General features: G+C 52.2%; 15 protein-coding genes. 9 read left to right on the forward strand and 6 right to left on the reverse strand.

Annotated elements, in window-relative coordinates:
* The first annotated feature begins 50 nt into the window (after positions 1-50).
* The 3 genes from I6E49_RS12480 to I6E49_RS12490 all read left to right on the forward strand — a co-directional run bounded on the left by I6E49_RS12480 (position 51) and on the right by I6E49_RS12490 (position 4,671).
* Positions 51-1,448 (forward strand): rhamnulokinase, encoded by a 1,398-nt coding sequence (locus tag I6E49_RS12480; protein WP_262911557.1) that lies wholly within the window; start codon positions 51-53, stop codon positions 1,446-1,448.
* Between the two features lie 15 nt (positions 1,449-1,463).
* Positions 1,464-2,774 carry an L-fucose:H+ symporter permease gene (gene fucP, locus I6E49_RS12485; RefSeq protein WP_235402675.1) on the forward strand — a complete coding sequence of 437 codons (1,311 nt, stop codon included), beginning with the start codon at positions 1,464-1,466 and terminating at the stop codon, positions 2,772-2,774.
* A 211-nt stretch (positions 2,775-2,985) separates the two neighbouring features.
* A complete protein-coding gene (locus I6E49_RS12490) occupies positions 2,986-4,671 on the forward strand; it encodes a sulfatase family protein (RefSeq protein WP_235402677.1) in 1,686 nt (561 codons plus the stop codon).
* A gap of 534 nt (positions 4,672-5,205) precedes the next feature.
* Here I6E49_RS12490 and I6E49_RS14495 read toward each other — a convergent pair.
* From I6E49_RS14495 to I6E49_RS12500, 3 genes are all read right to left on the reverse strand, one after another.
* Positions 5,206-5,340, reverse strand: coding sequence for a hypothetical protein (locus tag I6E49_RS14495; protein ID WP_262911558.1), 135 nt, complete (start codon positions 5,338-5,340; stop codon positions 5,206-5,208).
* 117 nt (positions 5,341-5,457) lie between these two features.
* Complete coding sequence (locus tag I6E49_RS12495) at positions 5,458-6,828, reverse strand: UDP-N-acetylmuramoyl-tripeptide--D-alanyl-D-alanine ligase (RefSeq protein ID WP_235402678.1); 1,371 nt, start codon at positions 6,826-6,828, stop codon at positions 5,458-5,460.
* Positions 6,829-6,857: 29 nt separating this feature from the next.
* Positions 6,858-8,039 carry a MalY/PatB family protein gene (locus I6E49_RS12500; protein WP_235402679.1) on the reverse strand — a complete coding sequence of 394 codons (1,182 nt, stop codon included), beginning with the start codon at positions 8,037-8,039 and terminating at the stop codon, positions 6,858-6,860.
* A gap of 197 nt (positions 8,040-8,236) precedes the next feature.
* Here I6E49_RS12500 and I6E49_RS12505 point away from each other — a divergent pair, with 197 nt between their 5' ends.
* From I6E49_RS12505 to I6E49_RS12520, 4 genes are all read left to right on the forward strand, one after another.
* Entirely contained in the window at positions 8,237-10,411 is a 2,175-nt protein-coding gene (locus I6E49_RS12505; protein ID WP_235402680.1) for a GH92 family glycosyl hydrolase, read from the forward strand.
* Positions 10,412-10,487: 76 nt separating this feature from the next.
* Positions 10,488-12,476: a glucosamine-6-phosphate deaminase gene (locus I6E49_RS12510; RefSeq protein ID WP_235402681.1), complete on the forward strand. Its 1,989-nt coding sequence runs from the start codon at positions 10,488-10,490 to the stop codon at positions 12,474-12,476.
* 190 nt (positions 12,477-12,666) lie between these two features.
* Positions 12,667-12,846: a DUF4250 domain-containing protein gene (locus I6E49_RS12515; RefSeq protein WP_235392455.1), complete on the forward strand. Its 180-nt coding sequence runs from the start codon at positions 12,667-12,669 to the stop codon at positions 12,844-12,846.
* A complete protein-coding gene (locus I6E49_RS12520; protein WP_235402682.1) occupies positions 12,846-14,186 on the forward strand; it encodes an MATE family efflux transporter in 1,341 nt (446 codons plus the stop codon). Before I6E49_RS12515 ends, I6E49_RS12520 begins: the two co-directional genes overlap by 1 nt.
* Before the next feature lie 90 nt (positions 14,187-14,276).
* On the opposite strand, the gene aat is transcribed toward I6E49_RS12520, so the two are convergent.
* The 3 genes from aat to I6E49_RS12535 form a co-directional block, all read right to left on the reverse strand.
* Positions 14,277-14,927, reverse strand: coding sequence for a leucyl/phenylalanyl-tRNA--protein transferase (aat, locus tag I6E49_RS12525; RefSeq protein WP_235402684.1), 651 nt, complete (start codon positions 14,925-14,927; stop codon positions 14,277-14,279).
* 25 nt (positions 14,928-14,952) lie between these two features.
* The gene (locus tag I6E49_RS12530; protein WP_235402687.1) at positions 14,953-17,181 is read right to left on the reverse strand and encodes an AAA family ATPase; all 2,229 of its coding nucleotides are present in this window, start codon (positions 17,179-17,181) and stop codon (positions 14,953-14,955) included.
* Positions 17,182-17,372: 191 nt separating this feature from the next.
* On the reverse strand, positions 17,373-17,675 hold the full coding sequence (locus tag I6E49_RS12535; RefSeq protein ID WP_235402688.1) for an ATP-dependent Clp protease adaptor ClpS: 303 nt from the start codon (positions 17,673-17,675) through the stop codon (positions 17,373-17,375).
* 162 nt (positions 17,676-17,837) lie between these two features.
* On the opposite strand from I6E49_RS12535, the gene I6E49_RS12540 reads away from it, so the two are divergent.
* The gene (locus I6E49_RS12540; RefSeq protein WP_235402690.1) at positions 17,838-18,413 is read left to right on the forward strand and encodes a porin family protein; all 576 of its coding nucleotides are present in this window, start codon (positions 17,838-17,840) and stop codon (positions 18,411-18,413) included.
* 328 nt (positions 18,414-18,741) lie between these two features.
* Entirely contained in the window at positions 18,742-19,164 is a 423-nt protein-coding gene (locus I6E49_RS12545; RefSeq protein WP_235402691.1) for a GxxExxY protein, read from the forward strand.
* Positions 19,165-19,580 lie beyond the last annotated feature (416 nt).

The following is a 19,580-nucleotide window of genomic DNA, read 5'->3' on the forward strand; positions in this document are numbered from 1 at the left end:
GGCTGAGAGAGGGGCTGGGGGTGGGGCTTTTCACCTTTATCCTAACAACAATGACCTATTTAGCTATCGACTTCGGCGGCGGCTCGGGCCGTGTCATTGCCGGAACTATAACCAACGAGGGCGGACGCAAGCAGCTGACCATGCAACTTGTACATCGCTTTCAAAACCGACAAGTGCGCCTGGGCGAACACGTCTATTGGGACTTTCCTGCCCTCTTCGAGGACATGAAGACCGGATTGCGCAAGGCCGCACAGCTGAGGCTGGACGTGGCAGGCATCGCCGTGGACACATGGGGTGTCGACTTCGGACTCATCGACCGCCAAGGCAACCTTATAGGCAACCCCGTTTGCTATCGCGACGCACGCACTCAGGGCATGGCAGAAGAATTCTTCAGCACTACCGACCCTACCGAACACTACGCCGTAAACGGCACCCAGGTAATGGAGATAAACACTCTGTTCCAATTGCTCAGCATGAAGAAAGCCGACTCTCCGCAATTGCAGATAGCCGACCGCATGCTTTTCACACCCGACCTCTTCTCGTTCTTCCTTACGGGCGAGGCGAATACCGAATACACCATAGCCTCAACTTCCGAGATGCTCAACGCCCAGACACGCTCATGGGATTGGCCTTTGATAGACCGTCTGGGTCTGCCGCGCCACCTTTTCTGCCCTATCGTAATGCCCGGCACAGTACGCGGACGTCTGCGTAGCGACATTGCCGAGGAGACGGGATTGGGCGAAGTGGACGTGATAGCAGTCGGTTCGCACGACACAGCCAGCGCCGTGGCAGCCGTACCAGCCAAGGCCGACGAGCGTCCCGTTGCGTTTATCAGCTCAGGAACATGGTCGTTGCTCGGCGTAGAGATTGATGCGCCCATACTGACCGAGGAAGCCCGCAGCGCACAATTCACCAACGAGGGCGGCATAGGCGGCAAGATTACGTTCCTGCAGAACATCACCGGACTCTGGTTCTTGCAGCGTCTGATGGCAGAATGGCGCGACGAGGGTGACGAACAGCAATACGACCCGCTGCTCGCAGCCGCCGACAAGTCGCCAATCAAGTCCATCATACCCGTTGACGCGCCCGAATTCCAGAACCCCAAATCCATGCAGCATGCCATTTGCGACTATTGCAAGAGCCACGGAATGGAAGTTCCGCAGTCGAAGGGCGACACCACACGCGTAGTTCTGCAATCGCTTGCAGCCAAATACGCCGAAGCCACACGCGCACTCAACGCTATGCTGCCCTCACCAATAAAGACTCTGCACATAATAGGAGGCGGATCGCAAAACAAACTTCTCAATCTGCTGACCCAAGAGGCTCTCGGCATACCCGTCAAGGCAGGACCCGTCGAGGCAACAGCCATCGGCAACATTCTCACTCAAGCACTCGCCAAGGGCGAAGTGAGCGACATCAACGAGATGAGAAGCATCACGATAAACTAAAACAACCAACATCTAATGAAACAATCTATCCTATCAAAGGACGGCGTGAGCTACGTCGTGCCATTCATACTCATCACATCGTGCTTCGCACTTTGGGGCTTTGCCAACGATATTACCAATCCCATGGTGAAGGCCTTCTCCAAGATATTCCGCATGTCGGCTACAGACGGCGCCATGGTGCAGGTTGCCTTCTATGGCGGATACTTCGCTATGGCGTTCCCGGCAGCCATGTTCATACGCCGGTTCAGCTACAAGGCAGGCGTGCTCGTAGGTCTGGGACTGTACGCTTTGGGCGCTTTCCTGTTCTATCCCGCCAAGATGACAGGTGAGTACTATCCGTTCCTCGCCGCCTACTTCATCCTGACATGCGGACTTTCGTTTCTTGAGACATCGAGCAATCCCTACATTCTGTCGATGGGAACCGAAGAGACTGCCACACGCCGACTCAATCTGGCTCAGTCGTTCAATCCGATGGGCTCGCTCCTGGGCATGTATGTAGCGATGAACTTCATCCAGGCAAAGCTCAATCCGCTCGACACCGCCTCACGAGCCACACTCTCTGCCGACGAATTCGAAGCCGTCAAGGAGTACGACCTTTCGGTGCTTATCGCTCCATACCTCACCATCGGACTCGTCATCCTCGCCATGTTCCTCGTCATTCTGTTCTGGCCAATGCCCAAGAACGGCGACAAGAACAAGCAGATAAACTTCTTGCCTACGCTGCGCCGCATCTTCACCATGCCGCATTATCGCGAGGGCGTCATAGCACAGTTCTTCTATGTAGGCGTTCAGATAATGTGCTGGACCTTCATCATACAGTACGGCACGCGCGTACTCATGGCTGAGGGAATGGGTGAGCAGGCTGCCGAGGTGCTGTCGCAGCAGTACAACATCATAGCAATGGTGATATTCTGCTGCTCGCGTTTCATCTGTACCTTCCTGCTGCGCTACGTCAACACCGGACAGCTGCTCATGCTTCTTGCCATCGCCGGAGGCGTACTTGTAGCGGGAGTCATCATTCTGCAGAACATATACGGACTCTACTGCCTGGTTGGCGTGAGCGCCTGCATGTCGCTCATGTTCCCCACCATCTATGGTATAGCGCTCACCGGACTGGGCGACGATGCCAAGTTTGGTGCTGCCGGACTCATTATGGCAATCCTCGGAGGTAGCGTTCTGCCGCCGCTCCAGGCCTCAATTATCGACAAGGGCGAACTCTTCGGCATGCCAGCCGTCAACGTTTCGTTCATCCTTCCGTTCATCTGCTTCGTAGTTATAGCCGTATACGGACAGCGCACGTACTTGCGCAGCAAGGGAAAACTCTAAGAATTGAGAATTGAGAATTGAGAGTTGAAAGTTATGATATGTTGTATCAATTGAAGAATTGCAGCAAAAGAACGCTATCAAGGTAATCATAACTCTCAATTCCCAACTCTCAACTCTCAACTGAAACAGACTCTCAATTCTCAACTGAAACCAACCCTCACCCTTAAGAATTCAAAATAAAAAATATATTATTAATCATAAATTCATTCTGATGAACAAAACCATCATTTCAGTAGCAGCCCTTTCGTGCCTCGCAGCCACAATGCAGGCACAGAAGAAGGCTGCAGCACAACGCCCCAACATTGTGTACATCATGTGCGACGACCATGCCTTCCAGTGCATTTCGGCATATGGACACGCCATTGGCAAGCTCGCACCCACGCCCAACATCGACCGTATAGCCGAGCGCGGAATGCGTTTTGACAAGGCGTTTGTCGAGAATTCGCTCTCCACTCCGTCGCGTGCATGTCTGATGACCGGACTTTACAGTCATCAGAACGGACAGCGACAGCTGGGCGAGGGTATCGACACGTCGCGCACTTTCTTCACCGAACTGCTGCAGGATGCGGGCTATCAGACAGCCATCATAGGCAAGTGGCACATGGGATGCGACCCTAAGGGATTCGACTATTACCACATCTACAACGACCAGGGACAGTACTGGAACCCGCAGTATCGCGGTACAGACACGCCCGAAGGCAAATACATCGTCGAAGAGGGCTACAGCACCGACCTCTCAACCGACCACGCCATCGACTTCATGGACCATCGCGACAAGTCGAAGCCCTTCTGCCTGATGCTGCATCATAAGGCTCCGCACCGCAACTGGCAGGCAAACATCAAGTATCTTGGCAAATACGACAACGTAAACTTCCCTATGCCCGAGACATTCTACGACGACTACGCCACACGCGGCGAAGCCGTGCGCACCCAGAAGATGAGCGTTACGAAGCACATGCGCTGGGAGCAGGACTTCAAGGTACCCGAGATGCTCGATATGAACAACGAGGACAGCAAGGACTCGTACAACGCTCTAATGGGCGAAATCAACCGTATGACTCCGGCACAACGCTCGGCTTGGGGACGCTACTACTTCCCACGCAACCGCAAACTGCTCGAAGCCAACCTCAAGGGCAAGGAGCTTGACAACTGGAAGTATCAGGCTTACATACGCGACTACATGTCGGTAATAGCAAGTGTGGACGAAAGCGTGGGCCGTGTGCTCGACTATCTCGACCAGAACGGACTCACCGACAACACCATCATCGTATACACCTCCGACCAGGGTTTCTACATGGGCGAGCACGGATGGTTTGACAAGCGGTTCATGTACGAGGAGTCGCTGCGCACTCCGCTCATCATCAGCTATCCGGGACACACCAAGCCGGGCAGCGTATGCCACAAGCTGGTGCAGAACATCGACTATGCTCCGACGTTCCTCGAACTGGCTGGCGTGAAGAAGCCGCAGGATATGGTGGGCCGTTCGCTACTTCCCGTCTTCGACAACGGCGACGCTCAGAATCAATGGCGAACCAGTATCTACTACCACTACTACGACTATCCTACCTACCACATGGTGCGCAAGCACGACGGAGTACGTACCGACCGCTACAAGCTCATCCACTTCTACGGCAAGGGCGGACTCGACGCTGTCCCCGAAAACAAGTACCAGGGCATTGAGGGTACAGCGGAGAACGCTACACTCAAGTCGCTCATCAGCATCGGCTACTTCGAACCGAAGGACAACGAGGTGAACTACAACGAGCTGTACGACCTTCAGAACGACCCCAACGAGCTGAACAACCTCTACGGCAAGCCTGGTTATGAGAAGATAACCAAGCAGCTGCAGAAGGAACTCGACGCCTATCGCAAGGCGCAGAAGGTTGATGAGTACTAAAAAAAGGCTCATCCGGGAAATGGAGTGATAATAATATTTTATTATTATAATGTAACAAGTTTATACGAGTAGCGGAGGTCTCCGGCCTCCGCAGCAACCAATGACACAAACTCTATTATTAGTAATAATGATTTGTATTCGACTTGGTGCTGCGGAGGCTGGAAACCTCCGCTACTTATAGGTTCATAACTGAATCACTACAAATTCCGGATGAACCTAAAAAAAGGGTATCAGAACCGTAGAAGGAGGGTGTCAAAATAGAAGTTAAAGGAAGTTGGGGCTTTCAGTCTGCTTTTTTTTTAAGGTCTGACACACTCCGCTACTTTAGCGGAATTTAAGGTCTGATTCCGGCAACGAAAATCAGTCAAATTAAAAGGAGTCCTTTTGGTGTGCAAAAGGGCTCCTTTTTGTATGCAAAAGGACTCGTTTTGGAGTGCAAAAGGACTCGTTTTGAAAGGCAAAAGGACTCCTTTTGAAAAACAGAGGAAAATCGACAGTAAAAAGAAGGGAAGACTTTCGAGGATGTGTCAAAAGTCAAACAAAGCGGGCTGAAAGCCCAAAAAGCACATAGCCCAGGGCATCGCCTTGGGTGTACGGATTGAAAACAGCAAAACGCCCTGCAAGGGCAAAAGCATTGATAATTAACGCTTTTGCCCTTGCAGGGCGCATTGGTATTTGTGATACTTTTACCCAGGGTGTTGCCCTGGGCTATGGGCTTATGCCCCTTCGGGGCGTACTGCTGTGACTTTTGGCACACCCTCTATATGCTTCCGCACCTTCGTGGTATTACAGCAGTTCTGGCAACTGGAACAATCGGGTGCCGTTGCTGCCCTTTATGAGGATGTACTTGCCGTGCGGTTTGGCGGCTGCTATTGCCTCCTTCACCTTTTCCACATTGTCGAAAAGGCGGAAGCCGGACGGCGTGTCGCATCCTTCAAACTCCGAACCTACGAGCCATACCTGGTCGAGAGTCATCTGTCGGAGCTGGTCAACGATACGCTGGTGCTCGTCGTGGCTCACCTCGCCAAGTTCCTTCATATCACCTATAATCACCATTTTGCCCTTGGCATCGATGTCAGCGAAGTTGCGCAGGGCGGCAGCCATGCTCGTCGGGTTGGCGTTGTATGCATCGACAATGAGTCGGTTGTCGGCTGTCTGCTCAAACTGCGAGCGATTGTTGGACGGCACATAGGCACTCAGCGCCTTGACGATGCTGTCGGCAGGCACGCCGAAGTAGAGTCCGATGCTCACGGCAGCGAGCATGTTGGTTATGTTGTACTCGCCGATGAGATGCGTCTGCGTGGCGTGGGGAGCGCCGAGTGTAGCGCCGTCGTTGTGTCGCCAGGTGAAGTTGAGCATCGGCGAGCAGCTGTCCACGTGTCCGCTCACCCACAGTTGGTCGTCCGCCTTGCATCCGTAGCGCACGAGGTTCAGTCCCTGGGCTATGCCGTTGAGATAAGGGTTCTCGCTGTCGATGAACACGCAGCTCTGCGGAGCCTTGCCCTCTCGCAGCGTTTTTCCATTGTCCGTATTGCCCAATCCGTGGTTGGCGCGCATAAAGTCGTACAACTCGCCCTTGGTATGGATTACGCCCTCAAACGAGCCGAAGCCCTGCAAGTGGGCACGACCTACGTTGGTTATGATGGCATAGTCGGGTTCTACCACGTCAACCAGAGCCTTGATGTCGCCCGGATGCGATGCGCCCATCTCCACAACGGCAATCTCATGCTCCGGACGCAGTCGCAGCAGCGTCTTGGGCACGCCAATGTCGTTGTTGAAGTTGCCCTGCGTGTACAGCACGTTGTACTTCTGCTGCAGCACGGCAGCCGTGAGTTCCTTGGTCGTTGTCTTTCCGTTGGTACCCGTAATGCCTATGATTGGCGTGGCGAGCGTGCGGCGATGATAGAGCGCCAGCTGCTTGAGCGTGGCAAGGCAGTCGTCGCACAGAATGTAGCGTGCATCGCCCTCGGGGGCATACTCCGCCTCGTCCACTACGGCATAGGCGCAACCCTTGTCGAGCGCCATTGCCGCAAACTTGTTGCCGTCGAACGATGCACCCTTCAAGGCGAAGAACAATGAGCCTTCGGGACAGTCGCGGCTGTCGGTTGTAACGACGGGGTGCTCGCTGAATATTTTGTACAGTTCGGTAATTTCCATAATAATTCCTTGTTTTGTTATCGTAAATATCACAATGCCTTCACGGCCTTCTCCAGTCGCTCAAGCGCGTCCTGCAGCACGGCGCGGGGCGACGCTATGTTCATGCGCATAAAGCCTCTGCCCTCCCTGCCGAACATCTCGCCGTCGTTGAGAGCCAATCGTGCGCCGTCAACGAAGAGTCGGTTGAGGGCGTCATGGTCGAGATTGAGGGCGCGACAGTTGAGCCACACGAGGAAAGAAGCTTGCGGTCGGAGCGCCTTTATCTGCGGTATGCGCGTCTGGAGGAAGTTGTCAACGAAGTCGATGTTTGCCTCTACATACTCCAGCATCTGTCGGCGCCACTCCTCGCCGTACTTGAATGCGGCTATGGTTGCAATGGGCGAGAAGATGGTAGGTTCGCTCAATTCGTTGGCGTCGAGCCATTCGAAGAAGGGACGGCGCAACTCTTCGTTGGGCACTACGCAGTAAGAGCTGACGATACCGGCTATGTTGAACGTCTTCGAGGGTGCTCCGAAGGTGATGCTGCACTGGGCTGCACGCTCCGAAACCGACGCAAAGGGATGGTGCTTGTGCCCCGGATGCGCCATGTCGCAATGTATCTCGTCCGAGATGACGATGATGCCGCGCTCCGAACAGAAGTCGGCAAGGCGGCTGAGGGTGTCCACGTCCCATACGATGCCAGCCGGATTGTGCGGGTTGGCGAGTATGAGCACGCGGCATTTCTCGTCTGCCACCTTGGCAAGTCCGTCGAAGTCCATTGAGTACGAGCCGTCTTCGTGCATGATGAGCGGATTCATCACCACCTCACGCTTGTTGCCCAGCGGCGTCAGACGGAACGGATGATACACGGGAGGTTGGATAATCACCTTCTCGTCGGGCTTGCAGAACACGTTGATGACGAATCCTATGCCCTTGACTATACCCGGAATGAATCGCATCCAATCGGCCTTGACATTCCATTGATGGTGGTCGGCAATCCATTTGGTAACCGTTGGCCAGAACTCTGCGGGCATATCGGTATATCCGTAGAGCGAGTGGTCAAGTCGGCTGCGCAATGCTTCGGTTATGAACTCGGGAGTCTCGAAGTTCATGTCAGCCACCCACATCGGCGTAAGGTCTGCTCTTCCGTAGAGTTCGTTGAGCACATCAACCGCCAAAGCACCCGTGCCGTGGCGGTCGATGATTTTGTCGAAGTCGTATTTTGTAGACATATAATATGTATGCGGGTTGTTTTATTACATTACAAAAGTACATTCTTATTGCTTATCTATTCGTCAATGACTTGTCATTATGTTTTACATTTAGCAACATTTGCACATAACTTGTTTTTTTTAACAGAAAAAATTTACATCACGAATGTAAATACCTAAGTAAAAACCGTAAATTTGCAGTTACTAAATACCACACTATGAATATAAAACATCTACTACGCATTGCAGCATTGTCGGCAGTATTGTTAGGCTTTACAATACAAAATGCCCGTGCTGCCAACGACAATCTTACGCAATACGTCAACCAATACATCGGAACGGGAGGACACGGACATACCGTTATGGGCGCCAACGCTCCCTTCGGACTCGTCATCGTGGGTCCGACCGAGCCTCTGCGCGGATGGGACTGGACTTCGGGCTATCACTATAGCGACAACGAGATAATCGGATTCGGCCACATGCACCTCTCAGGTACGGGCATCGGATGCCTCGGCGACATCGCTTTGCTGCCCGTGAGCAACGCCAACCAGCGCTCCACATTCTTCACTCACGACAACGAGCGCATGCATCCCGGCTACTACTCGCTGCGACTCACCGACCCCGACGTGCTCGTCGAACTGACCGCCACGAAGCGTTGCGCCATGCACCGCTATACGTTCGGCAAGGGAGCCAAGGCTCAGCTGGCTCTCGACCTTGCCCAGTGCATAGGCTGGGACACTCCTACCGACTGCATGTTGTCGCAGGAGTCGCCCACACGACTTATAGGCTATCGCCGCTCTACGGGTTGGGCAAAGGACCGCCGCATCTATTTTGCAATGGACTTTTCGCGCCCCGTACACGTCGAACGTGCCGACTCGATGTACCGCGCACTCCTTACGTTCGACAATTCGGACAAGCCGCTGCTCGTCAAGGTGGCACTCTCGCCCGTCGAACCCGACAAAGCCAAGGCCAATATGAACGCCGAGATGCCGGGATGGGACTTCGACGCTGCCGTAAGCAAGGTTGACGACGAGTGGAACCGACAACTCTCGCGCATCAAGATCGAGACCAACGACAACACACGACGCCGCATCTTCTACACAGCCATGTATCATCTCATGACTTCGTGCATGACGTTCAGCGATGTCGACGGCCAGTATCGCGGTGCTGACGGCAAGGTTCATCGTGGCGACTTTGTCAATTACACCACGCTTTCACTTTGGGACACTTACCGTGCAGCCCATCCGCTCATGTCGTTCCTATTCCCCGACATGCAGCGCGACTTCGTTCAGACATTCCTCAACATCTACCGACAGCAGGGACGATTGCCGGTGTGGCACCTTATGGGTGGCGAAACCGACTGCATGATAGGCAATCCGGGAGCCATAGTGCTCGCCGATCTCACGCTGAAGGGATTTGCCAAGGGCTACGAGAAGGAAGTGCTGGAGGCTATGAAGGCCACGCAGAGCATCGACATACGCAGCCTTGACGTGCTGAAGAAGTACGGCTACATTCCATGGGACAAGGTTCCTACCAACGAGACGGTTGCCAATGCGCTGGAATACTGCATCGCCGACGACGCTACGGCTAAGGTTGCAGCCATGCTCGGCAACGAAGCTGACCGCCAGTTCTTCTACAACCGCTCGCGCTCGTACTCGAAATACTTCGACCCAGCAACCGGTTTTCTGCGCGCTATAGGCACCGACGGCAAGTTCCGCACGCCGTTCAACCCCTTCAACGCAGAACATCGCTCCAACGACTACACCGAAGGCAACGCCTGGCAATACACGTTCCTCGTGCCGCACGACGTTCACGGACTCATCAGTCTGTTCGGTTCGGACAGCAAGTTCATGACCAAGCTCGACTCGTTGTTCATCGCCGAGGGTGATGCCGGAGCCAACGCGTCGCCCGACATGTCGGGTATGACGGGCCAGTACGCCCACGGCAACGAGCCGTCGCACCACGTTATATATATGTACAACTACGCCGGACGTCCCGACAAGGCCGCTCCGCTGCTCCGCAAGATGCTAACAGAGATGTATCACGACCAGCCTGACGGACTATCGGGCAACGAAGACGTCGGTCAGATGTCGGCATGGTACATCACTTCGGCCCTTGGACTGTATCAGGTCGATCCCGTCGGCGGACGTTATGTCATCGGTTCTCCGTTGTTCGGGAAGGCTTCGGTAAGCGTAGGGGACGGCAAGACATTCACCGTCGTTGCACGCAACAACTCCGACCGCAACATCTACGTGCAGTCGGCACGCCTCAACGGACGCCCATACAGCAAGTCGTACATCGACTACAAGGACATAACACGCGGCGGAACACTTGAACTCATCATGGGCGCAAAGCCCTCGAAGTGGGGAACAAAGCGTGCTGACCGCCCATAAACGAGCGGATGCCGCTCGCTACAAGAGCGATTGTCCGCCCATAAAAACAGCAATCATAAATCTAATTTCTACTGTTATGAATCTTCATTTAAGTTCACAGATTGTACTTAACAAAGTACCCGAGCAATACTACCGCCCTCGTACGGCAGTTGAACGTTCGGAAATGACACGTTGCGAGAAAATCTTTACCGATGTATACCCGAAAATCGAGGAGGGCGTAAAGGTAATAGCCGACGCTGTAGAGAAGGAAATCAAGCGTTCAAAACAAGCCGGCAAGAAGTGCGTTCTGGCTCTCGGCACAGGTCTGTCGCTCACTCCTATCTATCAGGAACTGGTGCGTCGGCACAAGGAAGAGGGCTTGAGCTTCGACAATGTTGTGGTGTTCAACGCCTACGAATACTTCCCTCTCAACGCCGACAGCAAGCATAGTGCAATCGGACAATTGCGCGAACGCCTTCTCGACCACATAGATATCAAGGCTGAGAACATCCATACTCCCGACGGATACATTGCCCAGGACGACGTATATGAGCATTGCCGCACCTACGAACAGCTCATTGCAGCCGAGGGAGGCATCGATATCGCCATGCTCGGAATAGGCCGTATGGGCAATATTGCATGTAACGAGCCTGGCTCGCACATCTCTTCTACAAGCCGACTGATACTCATCGACCAGATGTCGCGCGACGAAATGACCAACAGTTTCGGCACTCTTGAGCAGGTTCCGCCGTGCTCTATCACCATGGGCATACAAACATTGCTCTCAGCACATAAGCTTTTCCTCACCGCATGGGGCGAAGAGAAGGCTGATATCGTGCAGAAAATCATCGAGGGCGAAATTACAGATGCCATCCCGGCTACATACGTCCAGACTCACAACGATGCCAAACTCATCTGCGATCTGGCTGCCGCCAGCAAGCTGACACGCATCATCCACCCATGGCTCGTCACCAATTGCGAGTGGAACGACAAGACTATTCGTGCCGCTGTGGTTTGGCTTTGCCAGCTGTTGGACAAGCCTATCCTTAAGCTTACTAACAAAGACTACAACGAGAACGGTCTGTCTGACCTGCTGGCACGCTTCGGTTCTGCCTACAACTGCAACATCAAGATATTCAACGACCTCCAGCACACCATTACTGGTTGGCCCGGCGGCAAGCCAAACGCCGACGACACCAACCGTCCGGAGCGTGCAATGCCTGCCCAGAAGCGCGTAATCGTGTTCTCGCCCCACCCCGACGACGACGTAATATCAATGGGTGGAACCATACGCCGACTCGTTCAGCAGAACCACGACATTCATATCGCATACGAGACATCAGGCAACATCGCTGTTGGCGACGAAGAAGTGACACGCTTCATGCACTTCGTCAACGGCTTCAACCAGATATTCTGCGACAGCAAGGATGAAGTAATAAAGAACATGTATACCGAAATCAAGCAGTTCTTCAAGAACAAACGCGCGTCGGATATGGACACCGAGGCTGTACGCAAGATTAAAGGACTCATCCGTAGAGGCGAAGCTCGCACCGCATGCACCTACAACGGCATACCACTCTCGCAGGTTCACTTCCTCGACCTGCCCTTCTACGAGTCGGGCAAGATTGAGAAGCTGCCTATGACTGAGAAGGACGTGGAGATAGTACGCGAACTGTTGCAGCAGGTTAAGCCTCATCAGATATACGTAGCGGGCGATCTTGCCGACCCGCACGGCACCCACCGCAAGTGTACCGATGCCGTTCTGGCAGCGCTCGACCTCGAAAAGCAGGCCGGAGCCAAGTGGATTGACAACTGCCGCGTATGGATGTATCGTGGAGCTTGGGCTGAATGGGAAATCGAGAACATCGAGATGTGCGTACCAATGTCGCCCGAGGAGCTTCGTGCAAAGCGCAACAGCATCCTCAAACATTCGTCGCAGATGGAGAGCGCACCGTTCCTCGGCAACGACGAACGACTCTTCTGGCAGCGTGCCGAAGACCGCAACCACGCTACAGCCGAACTCTATCACAGTCTGGGACTGGCTTGCTACGAGGCGATGGAGGCATTCGTACGATACAATCCGTAGGACTAATCATTCAAATTTGTATCCACATAACTTTGCAAGGAGGATTGGACGTGAGTCCGGTCCTCCTTTTTTCGTACATCAAAAGGGCTACTTTTGAAATTCAACGAAGTCATTTTTCTGTATGTAAGATAGTTTGTGTACCTTTGCACCCAGTATTAAGGATAATGAACAAATAATTTTTTTTCAAATCATGCTTGACTTACCCAAAGACCCGATGATGCTCTTCAGCGTCATCAATATGCGTCTGCGCGACATCTATCCGTCGCTCGACGCTCTGTGCGACGACCTCCACGTTGACAAGAAAGAAATCATCGACCGCCTGGCTGCCGCTGGATTCGAGTACAACGAACAACAGAACAAATTCTGGTAATGACTTCACAGTACAACAACCACTACCGCACGCTGCTATCCATTGGCATTCCTATCATGATAGGACAGCTTGGAATGATTATTCTCAGTTTTGCCGACACCATGATGGTGGGCCACCATAGCACCAGCGAACTGGGTGCTGCCTCGTTCGTCAACAACATCATGAACCTCGTAATAATCACCGGTACGGGATTCTCTTACGGCCTTACGCCTATCGTGGGCGGTCTGTTCGGGCGCAAGCAGTTGCCCGAAGCGGGTCAGGCTTTGCGTTGCTCGCTGCTCGCCAACACTATGGCAGCGGTGATAATGATGGCTGCCTTGACCATACTTTACTTCAATCTTGCCAACATAGGACAACCCGACGAACTCCTACCCTACATGCGGCCCTACTACTTGGTGCTGCTTGCGTCGCTGCCATTTGTCATGCTGTTCAACGCTTTCAAGCAATTCACCGACAGTATCACCGAAACGCGCACGTCGATGTGGATACTCCTGTCGGGCAATCTGCTCAACATCATCGGCAACTACATATTGATATACGGCAAGATGGGGGTTCCCGAGATGGGAGTTGTGGGTGCCGGCGTGTCAACTCTTATCTCCCGTATAGTCATGGTGGGCATATTCCTCGCTGTATTCCTCTGCAAGCGCAGTATGAAACAATATCGCGAGGGATTCTTCAGTCTTGGTTGGTCGCGCCAACTGGTGCGCCGTCTGACTACGCTCGGAACTCCGATTGCGCTCGAAATGGGTATGGAGACAGCCTCGTTCTCGCTGTCTATCATCATGGTGGGATGGCTTGGCACCATTGCTTTGGCTTCGCATCAGGTGATGTCCACCATATCTCAGTTTACGTTTATGGTGTACTACGGACTCGGTGCAGCCGTGGCTGTGCGCACAAGCTACTTCCACGGCCAGGGCGACACGACTAACACGCGCCACGTAGTGACCGCCGGACTGCGTCTGATGGTGATGCTTGAGATTCTGTTGGGAGGCATAATATTCCTCCTGCGTAAGGATATAGGCTCGTGGTTTACCGATTCTGCCGAGGTGTCGGCATCGGTATTGACGCTCATGCTGCCCTTCTTCATCTATCAGTTTGGCGACGGCTTGCAGATAAACTACGCCAACGCGCTGCGCGGAATAGCCGACGTGAAGCCGCTTATGGTGATTGCCTTCATAGCCTTCTTCGTCATTTCGCTGCCCGTAGGCTATCTGTGCGGATTCGTAATGGGCTACGGACTCGTTGGCGTATGGATGGCGTTCCCCTTCGGACTGACAAGTGCAGGCATCATGATGTGGTGGCGTTTCAGAAAAATGATAAACCTTGCCAACCGCCAATAATACACCTTATATATATAATAGGATTCACATTATATATATAATCAATACACCTTATATATATAATAGCAACAAATGTAGATATGGATATAATCAGTCGCGGCTGATTATATCCATATATTCTTTATAGGAAATGTAGCGGCCGCCCATCGACTTGAGGTGAGGAGTCTCAAACTGGCAGTCGATTATCGAGCCGCCATGTTCACGCATGAAGTCGGCAAGGTATATCAATGCCACCTTGCTGGCATTGGGCACGAGCGAGAACATGCTCTCGCCGAAGAATGCGCGTCCAATTGTCACGCCATAAAGTCCGCCCACCAGTCTGCCGTCCTGCCACACCTCCACGCTCTGCGCGAAACCCTGGCGATGCAATTCGGTATAGGCGCGTATGATTTCGTCGCCCAACCACGCACCGGCATGCACGTTGCGACCGCCGGCAGCGGCACATCCGTTTATAACTCCGTCGAAACACTCGCCCATCGACACCTCAAACACTCCCTTATTCATCAGCGTGCGCATAGAGTGTGACACGTGTATCTCGTCGGGAAAGATAACGAAGCGCTGCTGCGGACAATACCACAGCGGCTCCTTCTCGTCGCGAAACGAGTACCACGGGAATATGCCGTAGCTGTAAGCCAGCAGCAGGCGGTCGACACTAAGGTCGCCGCCGACACACAAAAGTCCGTCGGGCTCCACGTCGACGGGGCGCGGAAATATCAGTTCTTTACCTATTCTGTAAATCATTTCTTATTTGTGACGAGTTGACGAGTTAACCATTTGCAATAACCAACTGCCCCTTACTTTCGGCAACCGACACCTCCCCACCCTTCTTCAGGCTTCCGAAGAGCAGCTCGCGCATCAGCAGCGGCTTGAGCATAGAGCCGATGACGCGGTCTATCTCGCGTGCTCCGTACTCGGGCGTGAAACCACGGCTGAGCAGCAGCTGTCGTGCCGAGTCGGTGAGGTGCATCGTCACGTTCTTGGCTGTAAGTTTCTGCTGCAGCTTGGCAATCTTCTTGTCGAGGATGAGCGACGCCATCTGGCGTGTCATGTCGCCGAAGACGACGATGTCGGTGAGTCGGTTGATGAATTCGGGCTTGAATGTTTTCTTCACCTGTGCAAGCATTGCTTCGCCTCGCGACACCCCTCCCATGAATCCGATGCTTGCCCGTGAGGCGTACTGTGCGCCTGCGTTGGATGTCATGATGATGATGGTGCCACGCAGGTCGGCCCGCTGACCATGATTGTCGGTGAGCGTTGCGTAGTCCATCATCTGTAGAAAGATATTGAAAATGTCGGGATGGGCCTTCTCAATCTCGTCGAACAGCAGCACGCAGTTGGGCGACTTGCGCAGCGCGGCAGTAAGTTGTCCGCCGTCCTCGTAGCCCACATAGCCTGCCGGAGCGCCTATAAGCTTAGCCACGGCATGCTTCTCGGCATACTCGCTCATGTCGAATCGCACCAGACTTACGCCCAACTGGCGTGCCAGAGTGCGTGCCACCTCGGTCTTGCCGACTCCCGTCGGTCCGACAAACAGCAGCGACGCCATCGGTTTGTCATCGTCGCCCAGTCCAGCCTTAGCCATCTGCACAGCCTCAACAACCTCGTTCACGGCACGGTCCTGTCCGAATATCTCCGCGCGCATGTCGTCAGCCAACGTCTGCAGCGTCACATTGCTGGTGTCGCGCAGCGCTGTTGCGTCAATCTTGCACATCTTGGCAAGTATCTCGCCCATCAGACGGCGGTCGACGGTCTGCCGTTTCTGCGAGGTGAGCGGGTGCGTCTCGCGATAGGCGCCAGCCTCGTCGATGAGGTCGATGGCCTTGTCGGGCAGGAAGCGGTCGCTGATGTGGCGCGCAGTCTGGCGCACGGCAAACTCCATGGCACCCGTAGCGAACTTCACTCCGTGGAATTTCTCGTAGCCCGGACGCAGTCCTTCGAGTATGCGCACGGCGTCGGCGATAGACGGTTCGGCAATGTCGATCTGCTGGAAGCGTCGCACCAGCGACTTCTGGCTTGCTATGTAGCGGTTGTATTCGTCGTAAGTGGTAGAGCCGATGAAGCGTATCTCGCCGCTTTCAAGGTAGGGCTTGAGCATGTTGGAGGCATCGAGCGAAGCGTCGCCGCCCGTACGGCCCGCCCCGACCATATTGTGTATCTCGTCGATGTAGAGTATGGCGTGACCTTCGGCGGTGAGTCCTTCCATCACCTGTTTGATGCGCTTCTCGAAGTCGCCGCGGAATTGCGCCCCTGCTATCATCGTTCCCATGTCCATCATGTATATGCGCGACTGTTTGAGGCGGTCGGGCACGTCGCCACGGGCTATGCGTGCAGCCAGTCCGTAGACCAATGCAGTCTTGCCGACACCAGCCTCGCCGACGTGCAGCGGATTGTTCTTGTCCTTGCGGCAGAGCACCTGGATGGTGCGTTCGAGTTCGGCGTCGCGTCCGATGAGCGGATTGTGCTGGGTGTAAGTGTCGGATATGCACGTCACAAATTCGCGCCATGCCTGGCGATGTGGTTCGGGTTCGTCCCCGGAAGGGTCGGTGCTGACGACGGTTTCCCTCTCGTCGTAGTTGCTCACGAGCGACGCCATGAACTCGCCATGGCTGTCGCCGATGTGGCGGTTGAGCTCATATGCCGCGCGCGATTCTTCGAGCATGAGCATGGCGGCTATGATCTGGGGCACGTCGACAACGTCGATGTCGGCATACTGCGCCTGGCGCACGGCGAGAGTCATCATCTCCGAGAACTGATGCGAGCCCTCGATGGTATAGCGCACGCCTTCGGGCACACGCTCAAGCGAGTCGAGATATTCGCCTACTGAGGTAGAGAACTCCTCGGGGTCGACGTTGATGTCGAGCAAGGCATCCTGAAACTGCTCCTGCCTGCTTATGGCAAAGAGCACGTGTTCGGGCGTGACAAACTCGTGATGCCACGTGTCGCACGACTCAATGGCCAGGCGTATGGCGGCTGATGTACTATTGCTATTTTTCAAAGTTTCTGCTTGTTTTGTTCAATGTTAAAACCAACGGTTTTCAAATGTAGTCCTTTTGCATTGCAAAACGAATCCTTTTGGTGTGTAAAAGGAGTCCTTTTGGCAAGCAAAACGAGTCCTTTTGGAGGGCAAAAGGAGTCCTTTTGCAAACCATGTATAAAACCATGGGGCTGCAGAGGCTGCACGGCTGCCTATTCGGGCTTGCATTCCAGCCTCAACGGGAAGTTCTGCTCGCGTGCCAGCATGGTGGCTTTGCGCACGCGCGATGTGGCTATGTCGTAGCTGTACACGCCCACTACGGCACTGCCCCGTTCGTGAACGTCGAGCATGAGAGCCTCCGCCTCCGACGGGGTTTTATAGAATATGGAATGTAATATGTGTACGACAAACTCCATTGTTGTGAAGTCGTCGTTGTAGATTATGACCTTGTAGCGACGCGGTTCGCGCAGGTCGACATTGGTGCGATTGCGCACTGAAGTTTGTTGTTTTGCCATAATAGTACAAACTTACAACAAAAAACAAGAAAAGAGAACACTTTACAAGATAAAAAGGTGCAAAATTCTATAAAAAATGCTTGTTTGGTATTCATATTTGCTATACCTTTGCAATCACACCTCGAAACAACTAATTATTCATTAACTAAAACACATTTTGGTATGAAAAAGTTATTCTTAATGGCAGTAATGGCGTTAGCAACTGTATCGTCATTCGCACAGCAGGCAGTAGGTACATTCACAATCCAGCCTAAGGTGGGCCTCAACTTGGCTAACTTGACTGACGCTGATGGCGACATCCGCGCAGGTGTAGCAGCAGGCGTTGAATTCGAGTATCAGGTAAGCGACATCTTCAGCCTCTCGGCTGGCGCTCTCTACTCTATGCAGGGATGCAAGTTTACAGAGGACAAAGTAGACTATACCTCTAAGCTCGACTATATCAACGTTCCTATCCTTGCCAACGTTTACGTTGTTAAGGGTCTTGCCGTTAAGCTCGGTATCCAGCCTGGCTTCAACGTAACACACAAGGCTTCTGCAGAAGTAGAAGGTACAAAGGTTTCTTCCGACCTTTCTGGCGTTAAGAGCGTTGACTTCTCTATTCCTGTAGGTCTCTCTTACGAGTACAGCAACTTCGTATTCGACGCACGCTACAACTTCGGCGTAACCAAGGTTGCTGACGACGCTGACTCAAAGAACAGCGTATTCCAGTTCACACTGGGCTACAAGTTCGCTCTGTAAAAACTCACAAACTATACGTCCCCAACTGGGGTTGAAAGACCATAGCCCAGGGCCGCTCGGCTCTGGGCTATGTTGTATGAATAATATTGCATCCCCTATTGTCAATCATTGTCAACATTGTCGTTCTAAAAAACAAGGGGCTTGATAATTTTGTATTTAACGACAATAGTGACAAAGATTGACAATATTATAAATCGTGTGTGCAATGGACAAAGTGCGACAATATGATATTATGAGGATAAAATGTATACTTATATGTTTTCAGTATCCAATATTTTTGTATCTTTGTTATTTCTAATCAACAAAATCTACTAACAATTTTATAGTTATGATAAACATTAATGAATGTAAGGCTCATATGTATGACATAATAGGTGCTATATATGAAGTTCGTAAAGAAATGGGGGTGGGTCTTAATGAAAACTGTTATCAAGAAGCATTTGAGATGCAATTAACTGAAATGAATATTGTATATGAGCGAGAAAAGGCTTTTAACCCACATTTTCATGGTAAAAAACTGAAATCTTCTTTTCGTTTGGATTTTTTATGTAAAGAGAATGTTATTGTGGAATGTAAGGCTGTCTCAATACTTAATGAAAATCATCGAGCACAATTATTCAATTATATGCATCTTCTGAAATTTCGTTGTGGTATTCTGGTTAATTTTGCTCCAAGACATCTTGAGCTTGAGCGTTATTTATACGATGAAGATAAAGACGAAATATTGAATATTTATGGCAATCCTATCTGAATAACAGGTTATTTTAAAGACAATTGTCTCTCTTTTTTTATTTAACGACAATACTGACAATGATTGACAATATTATAAATATATAAATGTGTACAACGGATAATCTTGCATATCATATTGTTGAACATTGTCAATATTGTCGTTCAAACAACAAGTTATTAATCTTTAGTGTCTTTCTTTTATATAAACGACAATAGTGACAATGTTCGACAATTTCTATAATATTCATGAGTACAACGGATAATCTTGCATCCCCTATTGTCGCTCATTGTCAATATTGTCGTTCAAACAACAAGTTATTAATCTTTAGTGTCTTTCTTTTATATAAACGACAATAGTGACAATGTTCGACAATTTCTATAATATTCATGAGTACAACGGATAATCTTGCATCCCCTATTGTCGCTCATTGTCAA

It is taken from the genome of Leyella stercorea (assembly GCF_021531655.1).